This window comes from Vibrio sp. S9_S30 (assembly GCF_014694455.1).
Taxonomy (GTDB): Bacteria; Pseudomonadota; Gammaproteobacteria; order Enterobacterales; family Vibrionaceae; genus Vibrio.
The window spans coordinates 26,389-43,703 of record NZ_JAAUWT010000013.1; the positions used below are offsets into that span (position 1 = coordinate 26,389).

15 protein-coding genes and 1 pseudogene are annotated in these 17,315 nt (G+C 45.7%); all 16 read right to left on the reverse strand.

The genetic code is table 11. The features are described from left to right. Positions 1 to 38: 38 nt before the first annotated feature. The 16 genes and pseudogenes from HC752_RS15795 to pilM all read right to left on the reverse strand — a co-directional run bounded on the left by HC752_RS15795 (position 39) and on the right by pilM (position 17,177). Entirely contained in the window at positions 39 to 1,625 is a 1,587-nt protein-coding gene (locus tag HC752_RS15795; RefSeq protein ID WP_190336133.1) for a hypothetical protein, read from the reverse strand. An 8-nt stretch (positions 1,626 to 1,633) separates the two neighbouring features. Continuing rightward, positions 1,634 to 1,945: a hypothetical protein gene (locus tag HC752_RS15800; protein WP_190336134.1), complete on the reverse strand. Its 312-nt coding sequence runs from the start codon at positions 1,943 to 1,945 to the stop codon at positions 1,634 to 1,636. Positions 1,946 to 1,955: 10 nt separating this feature from the next. Further along, positions 1,956 to 2,294: a hypothetical protein gene (locus HC752_RS15805; protein ID WP_190336135.1), complete on the reverse strand. Its 339-nt coding sequence runs from the start codon at positions 2,292 to 2,294 to the stop codon at positions 1,956 to 1,958. A gap of 468 nt (positions 2,295 to 2,762) precedes the next feature. Beyond that, positions 2,763 to 5,369 carry an ExeM/NucH family extracellular endonuclease gene (locus tag HC752_RS15810; protein ID WP_190336136.1) on the reverse strand — a complete coding sequence of 869 codons (2,607 nt, stop codon included), beginning with the start codon at positions 5,367 to 5,369 and terminating at the stop codon, positions 2,763 to 2,765. Between the two features lie 451 nt (positions 5,370 to 5,820). Beyond that, positions 5,821 to 6,834 (reverse strand): annotated as a pseudogene (gene trpS, locus HC752_RS15815) (tryptophan--tRNA ligase); the annotation flags it as partial. A 127-nt stretch (positions 6,835 to 6,961) separates the two neighbouring features. Continuing rightward, positions 6,962 to 7,654: a phosphoglycolate phosphatase gene (locus HC752_RS15820; RefSeq protein WP_190336137.1), complete on the reverse strand. Its 693-nt coding sequence runs from the start codon at positions 7,652 to 7,654 to the stop codon at positions 6,962 to 6,964. Between the two features lie 100 nt (positions 7,655 to 7,754). Then, positions 7,755 to 8,429 carry a ribulose-phosphate 3-epimerase gene (gene rpe, locus HC752_RS15825; protein WP_190336138.1) on the reverse strand — a complete coding sequence of 225 codons (675 nt, stop codon included), beginning with the start codon at positions 8,427 to 8,429 and terminating at the stop codon, positions 7,755 to 7,757. 78 nt (positions 8,430 to 8,507) lie between these two features. After that, positions 8,508 to 9,338 carry a Dam family site-specific DNA-(adenine-N6)-methyltransferase gene (locus HC752_RS15830; protein ID WP_190336139.1) on the reverse strand — a complete coding sequence of 277 codons (831 nt, stop codon included), beginning with the start codon at positions 9,336 to 9,338 and terminating at the stop codon, positions 8,508 to 8,510. 69 nt (positions 9,339 to 9,407) lie between these two features. Next, entirely contained in the window at positions 9,408 to 10,922 is a 1,515-nt protein-coding gene (locus HC752_RS15835) for an AAA family ATPase (RefSeq protein WP_190336140.1), read from the reverse strand. Positions 10,923 to 10,952: 30 nt separating this feature from the next. Further along, a complete protein-coding gene (aroB, locus tag HC752_RS15840; protein ID WP_190336141.1) occupies positions 10,953 to 12,041 on the reverse strand; it encodes a 3-dehydroquinate synthase in 1,089 nt (362 codons plus the stop codon). A 22-nt stretch (positions 12,042 to 12,063) separates the two neighbouring features. Then, positions 12,064 to 12,582 (reverse strand): shikimate kinase AroK, encoded by a 519-nt coding sequence (gene aroK, locus HC752_RS15845; protein ID WP_190336142.1) that lies wholly within the window; start codon positions 12,580 to 12,582, stop codon positions 12,064 to 12,066. Positions 12,583 to 12,770: 188 nt separating this feature from the next. Further along, positions 12,771 to 14,474: a type IV pilus secretin PilQ gene (locus tag HC752_RS15850; RefSeq protein WP_446751445.1), complete on the reverse strand. Its 1,704-nt coding sequence runs from the start codon at positions 14,472 to 14,474 to the stop codon at positions 12,771 to 12,773. 44 nt (positions 14,475 to 14,518) lie between these two features. Further along, positions 14,519 to 15,034, reverse strand: a complete 516-nt coding sequence (locus HC752_RS15855; protein ID WP_446751444.1) for a pilus assembly protein PilP — start codon at positions 15,032 to 15,034, stop codon at positions 14,519 to 14,521. After that, positions 15,024 to 15,611: a type 4a pilus biogenesis protein PilO gene (locus tag HC752_RS15860; RefSeq protein ID WP_190336145.1), complete on the reverse strand. Its 588-nt coding sequence runs from the start codon at positions 15,609 to 15,611 to the stop codon at positions 15,024 to 15,026. Before HC752_RS15860 ends, HC752_RS15855 begins: the two co-directional genes overlap by 11 nt. Next, complete coding sequence (locus HC752_RS15865; protein ID WP_190336146.1) at positions 15,608 to 16,168, reverse strand: PilN domain-containing protein; 561 nt, start codon at positions 16,166 to 16,168, stop codon at positions 15,608 to 15,610. The genes HC752_RS15860 and HC752_RS15865 overlap by 4 nt, the downstream gene beginning before the upstream one ends. Next, positions 16,161 to 17,177 carry a type IV pilus assembly protein PilM gene (gene pilM / locus HC752_RS15870; RefSeq protein WP_190336147.1) on the reverse strand — a complete coding sequence of 339 codons (1,017 nt, stop codon included), beginning with the start codon at positions 17,175 to 17,177 and terminating at the stop codon, positions 16,161 to 16,163. The genes HC752_RS15865 and pilM overlap by 8 nt, the downstream gene beginning before the upstream one ends. Positions 17,178 to 17,315: the final 138 nt, after the last annotated feature.

Genomic DNA, 17,315 nt, shown 5'->3' on the forward strand with positions numbered 1-17,315 from the left:
AAAAAGCCACCTAACGTTCGTATAGGTGGCTGAGTTGCTTATAGTTGCGTTAACTTAGTGTGAAGTGCTTTGATTTTATCGCGCTCAATGCTGCTCGCATTTCTGGCAACGTTTAGCGTATGCTCGATGACACTAATGAGAGCGAGTACCTTCTTATCATTGATATTCTTCATGTTCACAATGATGGGTTTTAAATCTGTTGTCGCACTATCTGAATAACGGATATCACCCGTTAATTGAGCCAGAGATATCAAGAAATTCCAATGGGCATAATGAACCGTTTCATATTTCTTGTATCCCCAGTCGTCATAGAGGTAATCGAAATCAAAGTTAAACAAGTTCTCAATGCCTTCCACACCGGTCTCTTGGGCTAGCTGAAGAAGTTTGTCGAAATTAGGCTTTACGTTAACAGAATCGTGTAACACGGTCTCGCTCACCAAAGTGTACTCTAGACCAGCAACATCAAACTCTGCTGGCACATAGCCAGCGGTAAAGAAGTCCGAGACATACACAGAATTAGCGATAATATCCCAGATAACAGACAGCTCAGCCTCAACCTGATGATTCATATCATTACTATTGCGTAATAATGCGTTCAGAGATTGTCTTTCCACAATGAGGCTATTGGCTTCTGCTACCAATACGTCGGCTAGCTTCTCTAACTCACCGATGTAATCGCTACCGCCTGTAATATCGAGGTTCACTCTCCAATACGGTTCATTCAAATCTTGGCTATTGACCACGGCAAACCTTACTGGGCTCGCAGCACATCGCTTCATGAACGTATCGAGCAGTTTCGGTTCAAATCCACCGATGCCTGAATTTGATGCAACACCGATTTGAGACAATTGCGCATCTTTATATAACAGCGGAATTGTCACTGATGGCACAGTTGAGTTATCGACACAGCTCATTTCATAGTAGGTGGACGGTTTCACCTCCGAACTGAATTGTCCAGACCACTTGTGATTCACTTCCGTCAGGAGCGGCGACAAGTTCGTCACCTCGGCAGGAATAAACGTCGTGATATCGCCGACTTGAACCGGTACCAATCCTAGGCTTTTAGAAATACGGTTTTTCTTAATAACTTCTTTTAATTCACTTTGATAATGCGCTTTTGGTACCTTGTAATTTAGATCCGCTTGAAAAGGCGTGACCACTAAATTGTTGCTCACACAGGTTTCAACGTCACCAGAGACACGGCAGTGAGCGTTTCTGTGGTAATACGTCGCTTTTTCAAATTGGTAAGGCCCACTTTCACACGTGACCACGTTAGCAAACTTTCCAATTTGACCATTGAAAGATTCATAAACAGCGGAACAGTTTTGAAGCTTTTTGCTCACAGAAAATGTGGCACTGCTTTGCCTAACACTGAGATCCCCGGCTAACTCTAGACCTTCTGGATACAACACAACGGAAGTTTGGCTTGAAGACAACGTTTTACGCTGGGTAGGTAACGTATTGCCACTGACCCAATCCTCCAAGCTACAAGACCACTGGGCATGAGCCGGATATTCATTGGAAGCGAGAGAACAGGTATTGGCCGTACTGGTGAAAGAGACGGCTGAAAGCACCGCACCGACGGCAAGGTAACCGACACCAAGGCATATGTTAGATAGTTTCATTTCCGAGCTTACCCCTTAAGCATTTGATAACTCTGTACGACAGGACTTCCTTGTACGCACTCTTCAGAGACATGGAATTTCACTTTGGTTTTAGTAAACATGGCAGAAGCCAGTACAGACAATGTTTGCTGCTGGGACACCTCAACCAACACTTGATTCCCAGTGCAGCCGCTTGCTGTATTCACCGCACTGGGCAGTACGATCTGACAAAAATCACTGTTCATCGAACATTGAATCTTGTGGATATCACTAATATGTGTACTGCCTGCACTCGCCCCCAGTGAAACAAAAGCCAATCCAAATACCATTTTGAATGTCATTATGCGGCTCCTATTTCTTCGCTGGACGTGAAAGCACGTTGAACGACGCGAGTTCAGGCAAAGAGTGATAGCAACCGTCAGTAACCGTCAGCTCAACCTGATGCTGCGTCATCATTGCGGATGACAGCAGTGCTAAAGCAAGTTTTCCTTGGTCACTGCTCGAATCCCATCCAATTTTGTTGGATGCGCATTCTGAAGAACCAAATTGCTCTTTTGCAATCGTTAACGAACAGCTGTTTGTTGCTTGATCGCACCCTAAACTTTGAATAAATACCGAGGGGAGACTTTGCGCAAATGAAGCGTGCCCAAATACAGATAATGTCAGTGCTAGTAATAACTTATGTTTCATTTTCTAACCTACGTACGCTGTTAACAAACTTCGATGAATGGTCAGTACCTTTCGGTTCACTCAGAAGCTATCTACTGAAAATTAATGAGGCAAATCTCAGCATATTTTTATAAATAGAAAGACGGGAACGGCAACAACATTGACATATAAATCAATATGCATAATAACCAATATGCTTATGCTATCTTATAATTCTGGGTGGATGTATTAGGAGAGAGTGTCAATTCATAAGATTCTGAGGCATATCACTTTTTTCTATCGGTATGTGAAACCCGATATACCCAGTGCTCTCAAGATGTAGGGTTTAGAGCGCATTTTCTTATTTGCAATATGTCTACTGGAGTTTGTCGGGGGACAAATAGGAGAAAGGAGAAAGCCAGCATTTTACCTGTCTCTTGATCACTGTTTTCAAGCGAAGAGAAAGGAAAACGCTGGCTTTTGAATGTCACGCTTGTTGAGTTCGACGATCTATCGGCGACGACGCCACATACCTAGACCGAATAAAGCCAATACCCCTGCAAACCCAACCGATGCGCCACGCATGTTGAGATCCAATACCGCAGGGTCGTGATCCGAAGAACGGAAGTGATCTTGGTACTTAGGCAAGTCACCTTTGTACTCATCGTTATAGTCAAACAATGTCGACTCACCACCGTTAATGTGCCAATCCGTTGCATCAACAACTTTCTTCTTCAAGCTCGGACTGATCAACAAATGGTCCAATGCCCCAACCTCGTCATTGAATGAATAGCTCCAACTGTTCGGATGCTTCATCTCAACAGCATTAATGTAACCGTAATGGTGGTTGATCACCGCACCGCTGTCGCCAAACTGCTCATTGTCGCCTACGAAGGTGTTACGTGCGCCCTTGATCACTTTGCCGTACTTCTCTTGAGAGTAATCCGTTAATACAAGCAATGGATCCTCTTTACCATAGGCATTGAGATCGCCAAGAATGACTTTGTGACCTTTAATATTGTCCAACGCATCGCCCAATGCCACCGCTGCCGCCACTCGGAACGCTTCACAAGAGCCTTGCTTGTCGGGATCTGCACCGCCTTGACCACCTTGATCCACAGGGGCAGCATCTTCCCAACATGTCGACCCTTTCGATTTAAAGTGGTTCACCGCAACGGTGATCTCATGCTTGGTGCCTTTCACTTTAAACGTTGGCGCTAAGCTATCGCGTTGGTAGTTCTTACCATCTTCAATCACTTTTCCGCTGTCATCCAATACTTCTGGCGCGACTTGACGCGGCATTGGAATTACACGGGTTTTCTTCAGCTTGACTATTGAACCGCGATAAATCACACCAGTTGTAATGGCATCGGTGCCTACTGAGTCCATTTCATCTGTTACGCCATCGGCATTTGAATCCACGGAAACAAACTGGTATCGCTTGTGTTTTTTGTCGATGTTTTCATTCAGTTTATCGACAAGCTGACGAATCGCGGCACCTTGACCAAAGCCGTTATTTTCGATTTCCATTAACCCGATAATATCGGCATCCAACCGCAATATGGCATTCACGATTTTGGCTTCTTGAACATCAAATTCCCCTTGGTTGCTCGCACCACGGTTATTCCCATGCTGGTTCGCATCACCACCAAATGGCGAATTGAAATAGTTCAGAACGTTAAACGTTGCAATACGCAAGTCGCCACCACGTTCAAGAGAAGGCTTCTCGGTGCGTGGGTTGTTATGAACAAAATTATTACTGGTCAGCGAATTGGTGGCGATTAAACGGTAATCACCATAGCTATAGGCAATCACCCCCTCAAGGTTGACAACAGTATCGTCAATACGAATGTAATCTTCCGTTGAACCGTCTTGATCTGCATCGGTGCGACCAAAATCTGGGTAGTATGGGATCACGCCGTTAGGGGCTTTGGCATCGGATTCAACGTACAAGCGACGTTGCGCATTCTCTTCCGATTGTGCTTTCGCGCCATCGGATCCCGCCGCGTTACTTTGGTTTGGCTGAGTATTTGGACGCCCCTGAGCCAACACCATATTGTTTCGGCGAGCCGCATAGTCAAACCCAAAGGTACGCGTTACACGCATGTCGAGCGCTTGGGAGGTTTTCACCAACATGCCTTCGTAACGTTCAAGAGTGGCGTCAAAATTGGCGTCGCTATCTGCAATTTGGATTTCTGTCGCACTCGGCACAGGAGCATCATCTTGCTTAACGTAGTTCCCATCTTCAACCTTAAGCTGCGTGTGATCGTAGAATTCTTGAACCTTGCCTCGGGCACAAACCACATCACCAGGTTGCAGCTCGATACTGCTTTCCCCCGTGTGAACGAACAAACCTTCTGATGTGTTTGGGTTGTTGTCGTTTGACTCGGCTTGTAAATAAAAGCCTTTCGTGAGCCCTGTCGTCACCGCACTCACAACACCGCGAACGAAGTATTCATCATCAGTGATGTATGGGTAACCGCTAATGAATGGCGACGTTGCCCCTTCTCCTTGGATTTCTTGAATAGCCGTGAAGCTTGGTGCTTGGCCCTCAATGGTGCAGTTAAAGGCGACTGGCGATGTATCACCATCCAACTCACCTAAACCATCAATGTTGTCTTTACCCAGCACTGTCCATTGACTGGCTTGATAGGTTGATGATGGTGTCAAGCTGTCGGCGTTACGAACCAGCGTCTTGTCTTTCGCAAAGTCCACGTCCCCCATCACACCAATAATGTCATGCACTGAATCGTCTGAGTTGAGCAACGCGATAGGGTCGTCACCGTTGAAGTTGACCACACTTCCATCGTTTTCATCGGTTACGGCTTGTATAGCCGCATTGGCGCTGGGGTGAGAAATCACCAAAACGTCCTTGGCTGCGATGGTTTTCCCATCTAGCGACCGTTTTTGAGTCCATGTCCCTCCGCCATTCGTCGATTTGGCGAGCTGAAAACCATCTAGGCTGACCATGGCATCGCTGGTGTTAGCAATCTCGATAGCTTTGTTAAAGCTACCACCTTCAACATACTGGGAGAGCACAATATCCGCAGCTGCAGGCGCAGAAACAGCCCCGCTGACAGCAAGCGCGAGTAATGTCCGTGTTAATTTGGTTTCCATTGTCCACCTCTTGTCACTAAGAATGTGTCGACCGCTTTCATCCGTAGCGGTTCTCTATCACAAATTTGGAATGTCACCAGTTTAGGTAACGTGCGAAGTGTTCACTTTTTATGTAACTGACAAAAGTATTCACACACCCATTCGAGAGATAAATCGCATTGTTAGAGTAAAGACTTGAATCGAAACCCAAGTTTCAACAGAAACAGTAACTAGGAAATATGACAAGAAACGGAATGATTGATGAAGGTTATGTGTGAGCGATGGAAAGGATCAGAATTGGGAGAGCAGGAAACAAAAAGCCCCCAGAAATCTCTGAGGGCTTGATTCAATATACGAGTATCTATTTCAACTTTATGTCATCAACATTCAGATGAGCAGAAGTAATTTCTATGGGATCCATATCATCGATAAGATCTTGAGCACACGGTCTTTCTGTCAGTAATACCTTAGACGGTCTCGGTACAAAACCAACCGCTTCATACACTTTCTTCAATGTAACAGCGGCCCGCTCAGAAGCTTTTTCTGCCCCTTGTTGCATGACACTGTCCATGTAGGCACGATCTTCTCGAATGCGTCGGTATTCCGATTGAATCGGATCAAGCATGGCAACCAAAGCTTCGCCTACATCCTTCTTAAACGGACCGTACATTTCGACGCCTTGGTACTTAGCTTCAATTTCCTCGAAGCTCATGCCCGTTGCTGCCGAATACAGCCCCATCAAGTTAGAGATACCCGCTTTCGAATCCCAATCATGAGCAATACGCGGCGGGGTTTCGGCATCCGTTTGCGCCTTGTTGATTTTCTTCAAGATGGATTTTGGCTCTTCCAACAACGTGATAACGTTCTTACGGTTATCGTCCGATTTGGACATTTTCTTCGTCGCATCTTGCAGGCTCATAACACGCGCGTTCACGGTAGGAATATACGGTTCAGGCACTTGGAAGATAGGAGCTTCAGGGCTGTAGATATTGTTAAAACGCGTCGCAATATCACGCGCCAATTCAAGGTGTTGCTTTTGATCATTCCCCACTGGAACTTGGTGCGCACCATAGAGAAGAATATCTGCCGCCATCAATACTGGGTAGCCGAACAAACCCGCATTCACGTCATTGGCGTAACGCTGAGATTTGTCCTTGAACTGAGTCATGCGGCTCAGCTCCCCCATTTGCGTATAACAATTAAGAAGCCAACCCAATTGAGCATGCTCAGGTACGTGTGACTGAACGAATAGCGTGCTCTTCTTCGGATCAACACCAACAGCCAGACAGATCGCCAATGCGTCAAGCGTCGCTTCATGTAACGCTTTCGGATCCTGACGAACCGTAATCGCATGAAGATCAACCACACAGTACTGACAATCGTAATCGTCTTGCATTTGTTGCCATTGACGTAGAGCACCCAAATAGTTACCGATACTTAGTTCACCTGACGGTTGAACACCACTCAATACAATGGGTTTGCTCATGGGGATGGTTTCCTTGCTCATTTCAAATAGGTCTAAATTAATAAACGCACGCCCTTATGCGAAAAGGCATGCGTCTATGCAGTGTACTCATTGACAAGTATTTTACTAGTGCAAACTGAGTATTTCGTTACGAATACTCGGCGACTGGCACAATATTCAAAATTTCAGCAATATTGTCTGCAACGAAATCGGGATTCGCCTCTGAAATAGGCTCGCCATGATTGTAGCCGTACGTCAACGCAAACGAATGACACCCTGCATTTTGAGCGGCAAGAATGTCATTTTTTGAGTCACCGACCATCAACATTTCTTCGGCTTTAACATCGTGTTTTTGTAGCAACCAATTGAGTGCCACTGGATCGGGCTTTTTCTCTGGGAAGGCATCGCCGCCTAAAACATCGGAAAACAGCTCAGACAATTGATGTTGCTCTAGTACTTCGGGGACAAATTTAGACGGCTTGTTTGTCACAAGCGCCAACGTGTATCCTGCCGCTTTGAGCGTGACTAAAGTATCACGTACATTCGTGTACAAGTGGCTTAGCTTGTGACCACCTTTCTCGTAGTAATCATCAAACTTGCTGCGTGCTTCCTGAATGATTTCTGGCGACAAATTTGGGTCGATTTGGATACTTTGAGAAAGGGCGCGAGAAATCAAAACATCCGCACCGTTTCCAACCCAATCTCTCACTTGTTCTTCATTCACTGAAGCAAACCCCAGTGCTTGCACCGCTAGATCCGCCGCCACTGCCAAATCTGGAACGCTGTCTAGCAATGTTCCATCTAAATCAAACGCAATAAGCTTGATTCCATTTAAAGACATATTCTTGTTCTCAAAAAATCTTGCTTTCAAAAAGTTCTTGTTTTCAAAAAAATGAGGCAGCGCCCAAGCACTGCACATTCACCTTAAAAATAAGGACCGCTTAGCGGTTCACTTTCGCCAGTTCGCCACGCATTTCGTCAATCACCGCTTTATAATCTGGCTGATTGAAAATCGCACTACCGGCCACAAACATATCAGCGCCCGCTTCGGCTATTTCGCGAATGTTTTCAACTTTCACACCACCATCGATTTCCAAACGGATGTCACGTCCAGAAGCATCAATACGTTTGCGTACTTCACGTAACTTATCCAGCGTATTAGGAATGAAAGATTGTCCACCAAAACCTGGGTTAACGGACATCAGCAAGATCATGTCAATTTTGTCCATGATGTAGTCAAGGTGATGAAGAGGGGTTGCAGGGTTAAAGACCACTCCCGCTTTACAGCCGTGTTCTTTGATCAACTGTAACGTACGATCAATGTGTTCAGACGCTTCAACGTGGAAAGTGATCATAGAAGCCCCCGCCTTAGCAAATTCAGGAACAAGGCTATCAACGGGTTTCACCATAAGATGAACATCAATCGGTGCCGTAATACCGTAATCGCGAAGCGCTTTACAAATGGGCGCACCAAACGTGAGGTTAGGTACATAATGGTTATCCATTACGTCGAAATGCACCACATCCGCACCAGCGGCAAGCACGTTTTCTACGTCTTCGCCTAAACGCGCAAAATCCGCAGAAAGGATGGATGGGGCGATGAGAAAGTCTGTCATACCTGACCTCAATATTGGAAATTCGAGTAACTATTGCTCGCAATTCTACCCAACAGTGAGGAGAGATCCCAGAGTTTATTACTTTTCAGACGTCACTGGCTCAAACAATGCAAGCAGCTCATCAACTTTATTTCTGCCAGCACCATTACGGCTAATCGTACGTTTCACTTTCACCACATTCAACTTTGCCCCTTTGTATAAGCGACGAGTCAATGCCGTATCGTGATTCGAAATAAGCACGGGAATGCCTCGTTGTTTTGCCGTTTTTTCTGCGATCTCACCCAGTTCTCCCTGATCGTCCAAAGAAAAACCATTTCCAGCATAGGAAGTAAAATTGGCCGTTGTAGACAAAGGGGCGTAAGGAGGATCGCAATACACCACACTGCCCTTACGGGCTCGGCTAAAGGTTTCGGCATACCCTTCACACACAAAGGTGGCTTTTTTCGCCTTTTCAGAAAAGAAAATGAGCTCCTCTTCTGGAAAATAAGGTTTTTTATAAGAACCAAACGGAACGTTAAACCCGCCTTTTTTGTTGTAGCGGCAAAGCCCATTAAACCCAAAACGGTTCATGTAGAGGAATGCAACCGAGCGAAACAGCACATCGTCTGTTTGATTAAATTGCGCTCGGGTATCAAGGTAGACTTCTTTTCGATTGTGCTCAGGCGTAAACATACGCTTGGCTTCTGCGATGTACTTTTCAGGCTCTTCTTTGAGCAGGTTATACAAGTTGATGAGATCGGGGTTGATGTCGGCCAACAAGTATTGATCGTAATCGGAATTGAGAAACACGGAGCCCGCCCCAACGAAAGGCTCTATCAGCTTTCGTGCCGGAGGAAGATGACGCTGGATGTCTTCCACTAAGCCATACTTACCACCAGCCCATTTTAGAAAGGCACGTTGTTTCTTCATCGACCGTTCAATTCCAACTACTCAAAATAAGGCTGCGGAATGTAACATATTTTGCAGCAAACCTCAGCGTTATTTCCCACGTTCAATCTCTCGCTGAACCTGAATCATGGATTTCGCCCATGGCCCCAACGCTTGAACATCGGCAGACAATTCAGACACGGCATCACGTGCTTGTTGAATGGTCGGAAAATCTTTGTATGTGACAATAAACCACTCAACGCCATTTCGAACCGTTGGGTAGATACGAACGCCTTCTTGAATTTGGTGCAAGTCGATAAAATCTTGTACCTCTTCTTTGGACGTCAGTGCGGCAAGTTGAAGTGTGTAGTTTCTGGAAGATACCGCCGACAATTCCTCTCTCGAATAAGAGAATGTGATCGGTTTAGGCGCGAGTTCCTGACTTGCCGTCTCAGCTTCCTCTGACGGTTGCTGGCTGAGTTGTTCGCGGGCAATCGCATCGGTTTTAGCGTCTTCGATGGCATCATCAATAATCGTGACAGTTTGCGGCGGCCTTTCATCTTGTAACAATGCATCCACAACATCAGACGGAACCACCACTCGCTTTCCTGCATCGCTTCGTCCCACTTCCGCAGTTTGGTCGGTCACTTGCGGTGGTAGAGCGGCAAAGTCGTCGCTGCGGTCATCCCTTGTCTTGGACTCGTTATCGGCGGTTACATCATCCAAGTTCCCCTCAGAAGCTTGCTTGTCTCCCGAGCCATTGGACACACTGTCGACTTCCGTTGCCATGCTCTGCGATGCATCGCCAGTATTTGCCGCATCAATACCATCGAGCAAAGTGGGTTGGCTTAAGTACCACCAGTATCCGCCACCTATCAGTAATATCAGCAGTAATACGACAATAGCAATACGAATAGGTGATTCTATCACCGAGCGGATGATGACTCTTCTTTCCACTTTCTTATTTCCCAATTCCATTAGCTGCCCCGGTAGTCGCTGAGTTTTTGCGATAGATTTACGAACTTTCTTCTTTGCCTCTTCGCCTGCGGTATAGCGAATCACTAACGCTTCAGTGAACGCGATGGCTTCTTCTGAGCTGAGTGGTTCTATTTCGAAATCAATCGGTTTGGTTTCTTGACCATAGCTAATACGAGTCAAAATGTGCTCTAGGCTGTCCCCTTTAGAAAACAGCACCACATTAACTGTCCATTGGGGATGGTTTTGAGCTTCGATGACCAGCATCCATAATTCAGCAAGTAAGTCCTCGCTTAATAGTTCGGCATCATCCACCACAAACACAACATCGCATGCTTCGTCACCGACTAAGCGAGAAAAGCTGTCAATAATCGAATCGTGTTCATTGAATAAGGGATCGGAAACAATCTGATTCAGCATCATTGCACGTTGCTGCTCATCAGATTGTGTTGGAAAACAGAGAAGGAGAGATTGGTTTTTTTCAGACGCCCAAGCTTCAAGGTAGCGCTGAGCAAGCCAGGTTTTTCCTGAACCGGCATCACCCGTGATGTTGATTAAGTTGGAGCCAAAACGAGTCAGAAGCTGCACTCTGTCAAGCAGCTCTGTCTGTGTTTCTAATTCCAGTACTCGCATTTCATGAGCAAGACTCATTGACGCCACCTTTGGTAATTGGCAAGCGTACTATTCACTCATTCGACATGCGTCGATCGCCTGCTCAATAACATGATTGGGAACATCTGAGACAACCTTAGACGTTCCGATACCCGTAGGCAGCACCAAGCGGAGCTTGCCTGAAAGTACTTTTTTATCACGCATCATGTGTTTGATAAAGTCTTCAAAACTCATACTGTTAGGCGTATGCACTGGCAAACGGGATTTCTTAAGTATAGATAGGATTCGTTCAAACTGTTGCTGATCAATCATTCCCTGCAATAACGCGGTTTTTGCAGCCATGACTGTACCGGATGAAACCGCTTCTCCGTGAAGCCAGTTTCCGTATCCCATTTCCGCTTCAATCGCGTGTCCGAAAGTATGACCTAGGTTCAACAAAGCGCGAATTCCGGACTCTTTTTCGTCCTGAGCAACAACGTCGGCTTTTATCTGACAGCAACGGGCAATGGCATACGTTAAGGCACCTTCATCCAGTGCGTACAAACGCTCTAAATTATCTTCAAGCCACGAGAAAAATACGCCATCATAAATGATGCCGTATTTAATGACTTCGGCAATACCCGCAGCAAACTCGCGCTCAGGTAAAGACTTTAAGCAATCGGTATCAATCACCACAGATTGAGGCTGGTAGAACGCGCCAATCATGTTTTTGCCAAGCGAGTGGTTCACTCCTGTCTTTCCACCAACAGACGAATCCACCTGTGATAGCAATGTGGTGGGTATTTGGATGAAGTCAACACCACGCTGATAGCTCGCTGCCGCGTAACCAACCACGTCACCAATCACACCGCCACCCAAAGCAACGAGCGTCACATCACGACCGTAGTTGCCCTCAAGCAAAAACGTCATGATGGTATTGAACGTGTCTAGATTTTTGTATTGCTCGCCATCAGGCAGCTCAAGCAACTTGGCTTCATGACCAAGAGACTCAAGCTTGCTGATGATGGTATCAGCGTAAAGAGGCGCTACCGTCACATTGCTGATAACAACGACTTTCTTTGAAGATAAGTTAGAAAAGTACGCCGAGTCTTTGAATAACCCGGCACCAATAGATATTGGGTAGCTACGCTCACCAAGATCGACCGTAATCCGCTCCATGGTTTGCTCTCCGAAATTGAACTTAACGTTCTTCTAGCATTTTTACGATTTGGTTGGCTACTACTTTTGCACTTTGATCGTCGGTACGTACTACGTAATCGGCAACTTCTTCATATAAGCCATTACGCTCTCCAGCTAGAGATTCAAGCACATCACGAGGATTGTCCGTTTGCAGCAGAGGACGCTTTTTGTCGCGATTCGTGCGTGCAAGCTGTTTTTCAATTGTGGTTTCGAGATACACCACCACACCGCGAGCCGAAAGACGGTTGCGGTTTTCTTTACTTTTGACTGAGCCGCCACCTGTCGCCAGAACAATACCTTGTTGCTCTGTTAGATCATTGATGACCGCTTCTTCGCGTTGGCGGAAGCCATCTTCACCTTCCACATCAAACACCCAAGCTATATCAGCACCTGTGCGCTCTTCGATAACCGTGTCAGAATCAACAAACTCCATATGAAGTTGCTGAGCTAGGTGTCTACCAATTGTACTTTTGCCGGCGCCCATTGGGCCAACAAGAAAAATGTTACGTTTTTCAGCCATATTAAGCATTAATTTACAACGTTAATTCAATGACATCGCCTTGAAGTAAGCCAGATTGGCACTGTATGAAAGCCTTCAAGGCACCTTTTCCTCACAGATAAATTCGTGATCAGACCCAAAATTATCTCAATTATGATGCCTTGAATGCAACCTTATTTTTTGTCGATGATTGAGAATTTTAATAAACACTACTGTAGAACCACCTTTGGCGTAATGAAAATCAGCAATTCGCTTTTCCCTAAATTTTCGTAACTTCGGCGAAAAAGTGCACCTAAAAGAGGTAAATCACCCAAAAGTGGCACTTTATCGACAGTATTTGTCACACTTTGTTGATAAATTCCGCCCAGAACAACCGTTTCACCATTATCGACTAGAACCTGAGTACCAATTCTCTGAGTTTCAATAGCAAGGGCTTCACCGTTCCCTGTTTTTACGACTTTGCCGGGTCTATCTTGTGTGACACTCAGATCCAACACCAATTTGTTATCGGGGGTAATTTGAGGTGTGACTTTCAAGCTCAGAACGGCTTTTCGAAATGACACCGTCGTCGCACCACTAGAGGATGCTTCAAGGTAAGGAATTTCTGTCCCCTGCTCAATATAAGCTGGTTTTTTGTTGGTCGTAATCAGTCTTGGGCTAGAGATGATTTCCGCTTTATTTTCTGTTTGAAGCGCTGACAGTTCCAAATCTAACAGGGTATCTGTCCCAAGTTTCGCAACTTGAAATGCAATGCTGGCTGCATTTTTATTTGTCGCGCCTAAATTGACGGCAAGAAAGTCATCAATGGTTGAGCTGCCACCTCCGTCAGAATCTCCCCCCGATCCACCGCCGGCTTGGTAAAGCCCAATGGTTGCCAGATTGCTTTCTATGCTCCCTCCCACTGTATTGGTTCCTCTGGTTGAGCTGAAGCCCCAACGAACCCCTAATTCTTCCAATTCGCCTTCCGTTACCGTGACAATTCTTGCTTCAATTTGCACTTGCTTTACAGGGATATCTAACGACTCGACAATGTCTTCAACAACCGCGATACTTTCTGGTAGATCACGGACTAATAATGCGTTTGTCCGCTCGTCAATAGAAATGCTTCCACGATCAGAAAGCATCGATACGTCGCCCTGACCACCAATCATATCGGCAATATCGGACGCTTTTGCAAACTTTACTTCGATGATTTTTGATTCTAACGAACCAAGTTCTTGTGCCAAACGCTCCTGCTCAAGATCTTGCTGCTCTCGGCTATCAAACTCTTCTTTCGGTGCCACCAATATCACGTTGCCTTCAACGCGTTTATCCAATCCTTTCACTTTCAAAATGATGTCGAGTACTTGCTGCCACGGAACGTCATCGACTTTCAGTGTGAGGTTACCGGACACAGAATCCGACACCACAAGGTTGAACCCATTGTAGTCAGCAATGAGTTGCAGCACACTTCGTACAGGAATATCTTGGAAATTAATGGAAATGAGCTTACCGTCTTTTTCAAGAATATTGGCTTGTTCTGGCTTCTCTTTTGGTTTGGCAGAAACCGTGACCTCAAGAAAGCGATCACGTAATCGATAATCATAATTATAATCGGTGTTCGTCGTCGCAAACAGGCGGGTATTGGCACCATCTCTAAACACTTCAACGGTGTCTACATGGGTAGAAAAGTCGGTCACATCCACGACAAACAGCTTTTCATCGTCCACACCGGTTTCATGCAAAGAGATGTTCAAGCCATCGGGCATTGGCTGAATATCAACAGCCGCTGCGTTAGACGCCAATTCAATCACCAACAATGCGTGCTTGTCTTTATTGAGTCTAAAGTCAATTCCTACAAATTCATTGGATTGAGCAGACGCTCCAGTCGCAACAAATAACCCTATAAAAATAAGCAAAGCGCGACGATACATCTGTGTCATATTGACTTCTTCCCTTTTAATCTCAAATCCTAAATTTATTTCAATGCCAGCTTCACGTTACGTTGCTGCCAACACCCTAAACCATCAGGCAATGTCTCCTGAATCGTCAGGTGTTTTGGGGTAATGTTGATCACCTTGCCATTGTTTAAACCAAGGTATTGCCCCTGTTGTACCTTGACGACATGACCATCAGGTGCCTGAATAATGCCCGACACTTTTTTCCCGCTCCCCATGACCCCTTTTAATTTGAGTTGAGTCAGCGCAAATTTTTCTAATTTCCCACTCTTCTTTCGAGATGCAGGCTGCCAACAGTCCTTTATTAAGGAAGGTTGGGTTTCAATAACCGCAATTTCAGGTAAGGCAAAGGGGAGACGATCTGTCATTGGCGTATATTTACTGGCTTTAAACGACTGTTCCGCTTGTAGCTTAGAAATGTGCGCAGAAGCGTTGGCTTGTGTCTGAAAAATAAAGTCTTGAAGCGGTTCATGGTTTGCACGGCACCCACTTAAAGCCGCAATGGTGACCAACCCTGTCAGCCACTTATTCATCACTCACCTCCGGTTTAAACTGATAGGTGTATGCCCTAACTCTAAAATGCAGTGTGCTGCTTTCCTGGCTCACTCTTTGCCAATCCACGTCATCAAAATTGATGATGCGAGGTAAGTTCGCGATCGCCGCGGAAAACTCACCAATATTTTGGTACGTTCCCGTCAATTCGATGTTGAGGGGCAATCGATAGAGGTACGCTTGGTTTTGCTTTTCGCCCCAATCAATGCGGGTAAACGTTAGCCCGTGCTGAATACCAAGTTCATTGACGGAGGCAAGCATACTTGCCAACTCTTTTTGTTCCGGTAACTGCTTTAATAGGTAGTCATAGCGATTGTTGAGTTCGTCCAATTGCTCTTCCAACTTAGGCAATGCCGCCACTTTATTGGTTTTGATGATCAACGTACTTTTGAGGGTCTGTTCTTTTTGACGCAGTTGTTCCAACTCCTCATTCATTGGCGCGAGGTAAAACCAACTGCCTAACGCTTGTATCAGAAGGAAGAGAAGCCCAAAGACCAAAAGCTGTGCTGGAAGCGGCCATTCTGGCAAGTCTTCAAAATCAAGGTTTTGCCAGTCAATCATGATTCGTCTTCCTTTTTAGGAGCAAAGACAAACGACACTTTGAACGTTTTAAACACTTTGCCAAACAACTTTTTTCCCGACACAATCGAGTGCATTTCTACATCCGAGAGTTGAGTCGAACGCTCCAATAGATCCAGCATGGTTGTGATATTCGCGGTGCTGTCACTGATGCCATTAATTTCCACTTCAAAATTGTTCATCTCAATTTTATCGACGAAGACACCGGGTGGAATGGCGTTAGGCAACAGAGACATGAAATCGGTTGTTTTATTGCGTTTGATTTGCAGTGCTTCTACTGAGCGCAAACGCGTAAGGATGGATTCATGTTGATCGCGAACTTGGTTTAGCCCACGTAATTGCTGGTCAAGATAAGCAATGTGTCGAGTCAGTTCGGCGTTGCGCGCTCCTTGCACGCTTTTCTGTTGGGAGAAATACTCCCCAGCGCCCCACTGCACACCAACAGCGACCAAGACTGCCGCGGTGAGATAGGAAAAGAACTGACGGCGATATTTGGCACGCAGCTCGTCTCGCCAGGGCAGTAAGTTGATGTTATGCATGGTGGTTTCCTTTTAGCCACTCAACACCGCTGATCGCCAACCCCATTGCCACACCGTAAGCCGCAGAATCCGACAATTGCTTAACCGACTGTTTAGTGCCGTTTTCAACCAACCCAAATGGATTCAAAAGCGCCGTTTCTAACCGGAGTGCCCTACTGAGCATGTCGGTGACCCCCACCAAGTTAGCCCCGCCGCCGCTTAGCCAAATCCCGTCGATGTTCTGCTGTGGGTTAACGGAGTGGTATAAGCTGATGTGCCTCTGTAGCTTCTCACTCAGATCTTTTACAAAGCTTTGGGTCACTGAATCGCTATTGAGCGTGATGGCATCAGACAACGCTTGAGACTGCGCAACATTTTGGGTACCAAAAGAGAGCTCTTTATAGAAAGGCGTTCTACCGGCTGCAACCGTGCACAAAGACGTTTGATGCAAACCGATATCCACCAGCATCCATTGCCTTCTATCTGGGTGAACTTGGCTAGCCAAACGCCATACTTTCAACAAGCTGTTCGCGTGAACATCAATAGTAAGGGGCTTAAAACCCGCTTTCGTTAATGCCGCAACACGGGAGTCGATCACTTCTTTACGTGTCGCATACACTTGAAAGGTGGACGTCGAGCTGCGAGTCGTGACCTTTTGGTCTACTTCAATAAAATCGAGGCTTAATTCTTCAATAGGGATCGGCGACTGCTGACCAAACGCTTGATGTACCGCAAACTCCTGTTCTCTCCCATCCATATCCTGTTCAATTTGAAGTACTTTGCTGATCACCGCCTTATCAGGTACAGAAACTGCGACTTGACGACTAAAAAGAGGTAAGCCCTTTTTAAGTTCTTTGAGTTTCTTTACAATCTTCTGATAATCGAGGGTATGGTTTTCAGAGAATATATCTCCGGGTACAGTAATCTCATTATAACCAACCAATTGCATTAGTTCGCCGATAGGTCTCATTACGACAGCTTTAATACTGTGATGACCAAAATCGATGCCAATTACTAAAGATCTACCCATGGCGATTTGGCTCCTAAAAGAGTGTTACACTCGGCAAGTTGGAAAAACAAGTTATTAAGACATGTCTAAAAAACAATCCTGACGTTTTATCGCAGTCACAAAAGATATGTAACCAGATAGCCAAATTTAACAGGGATT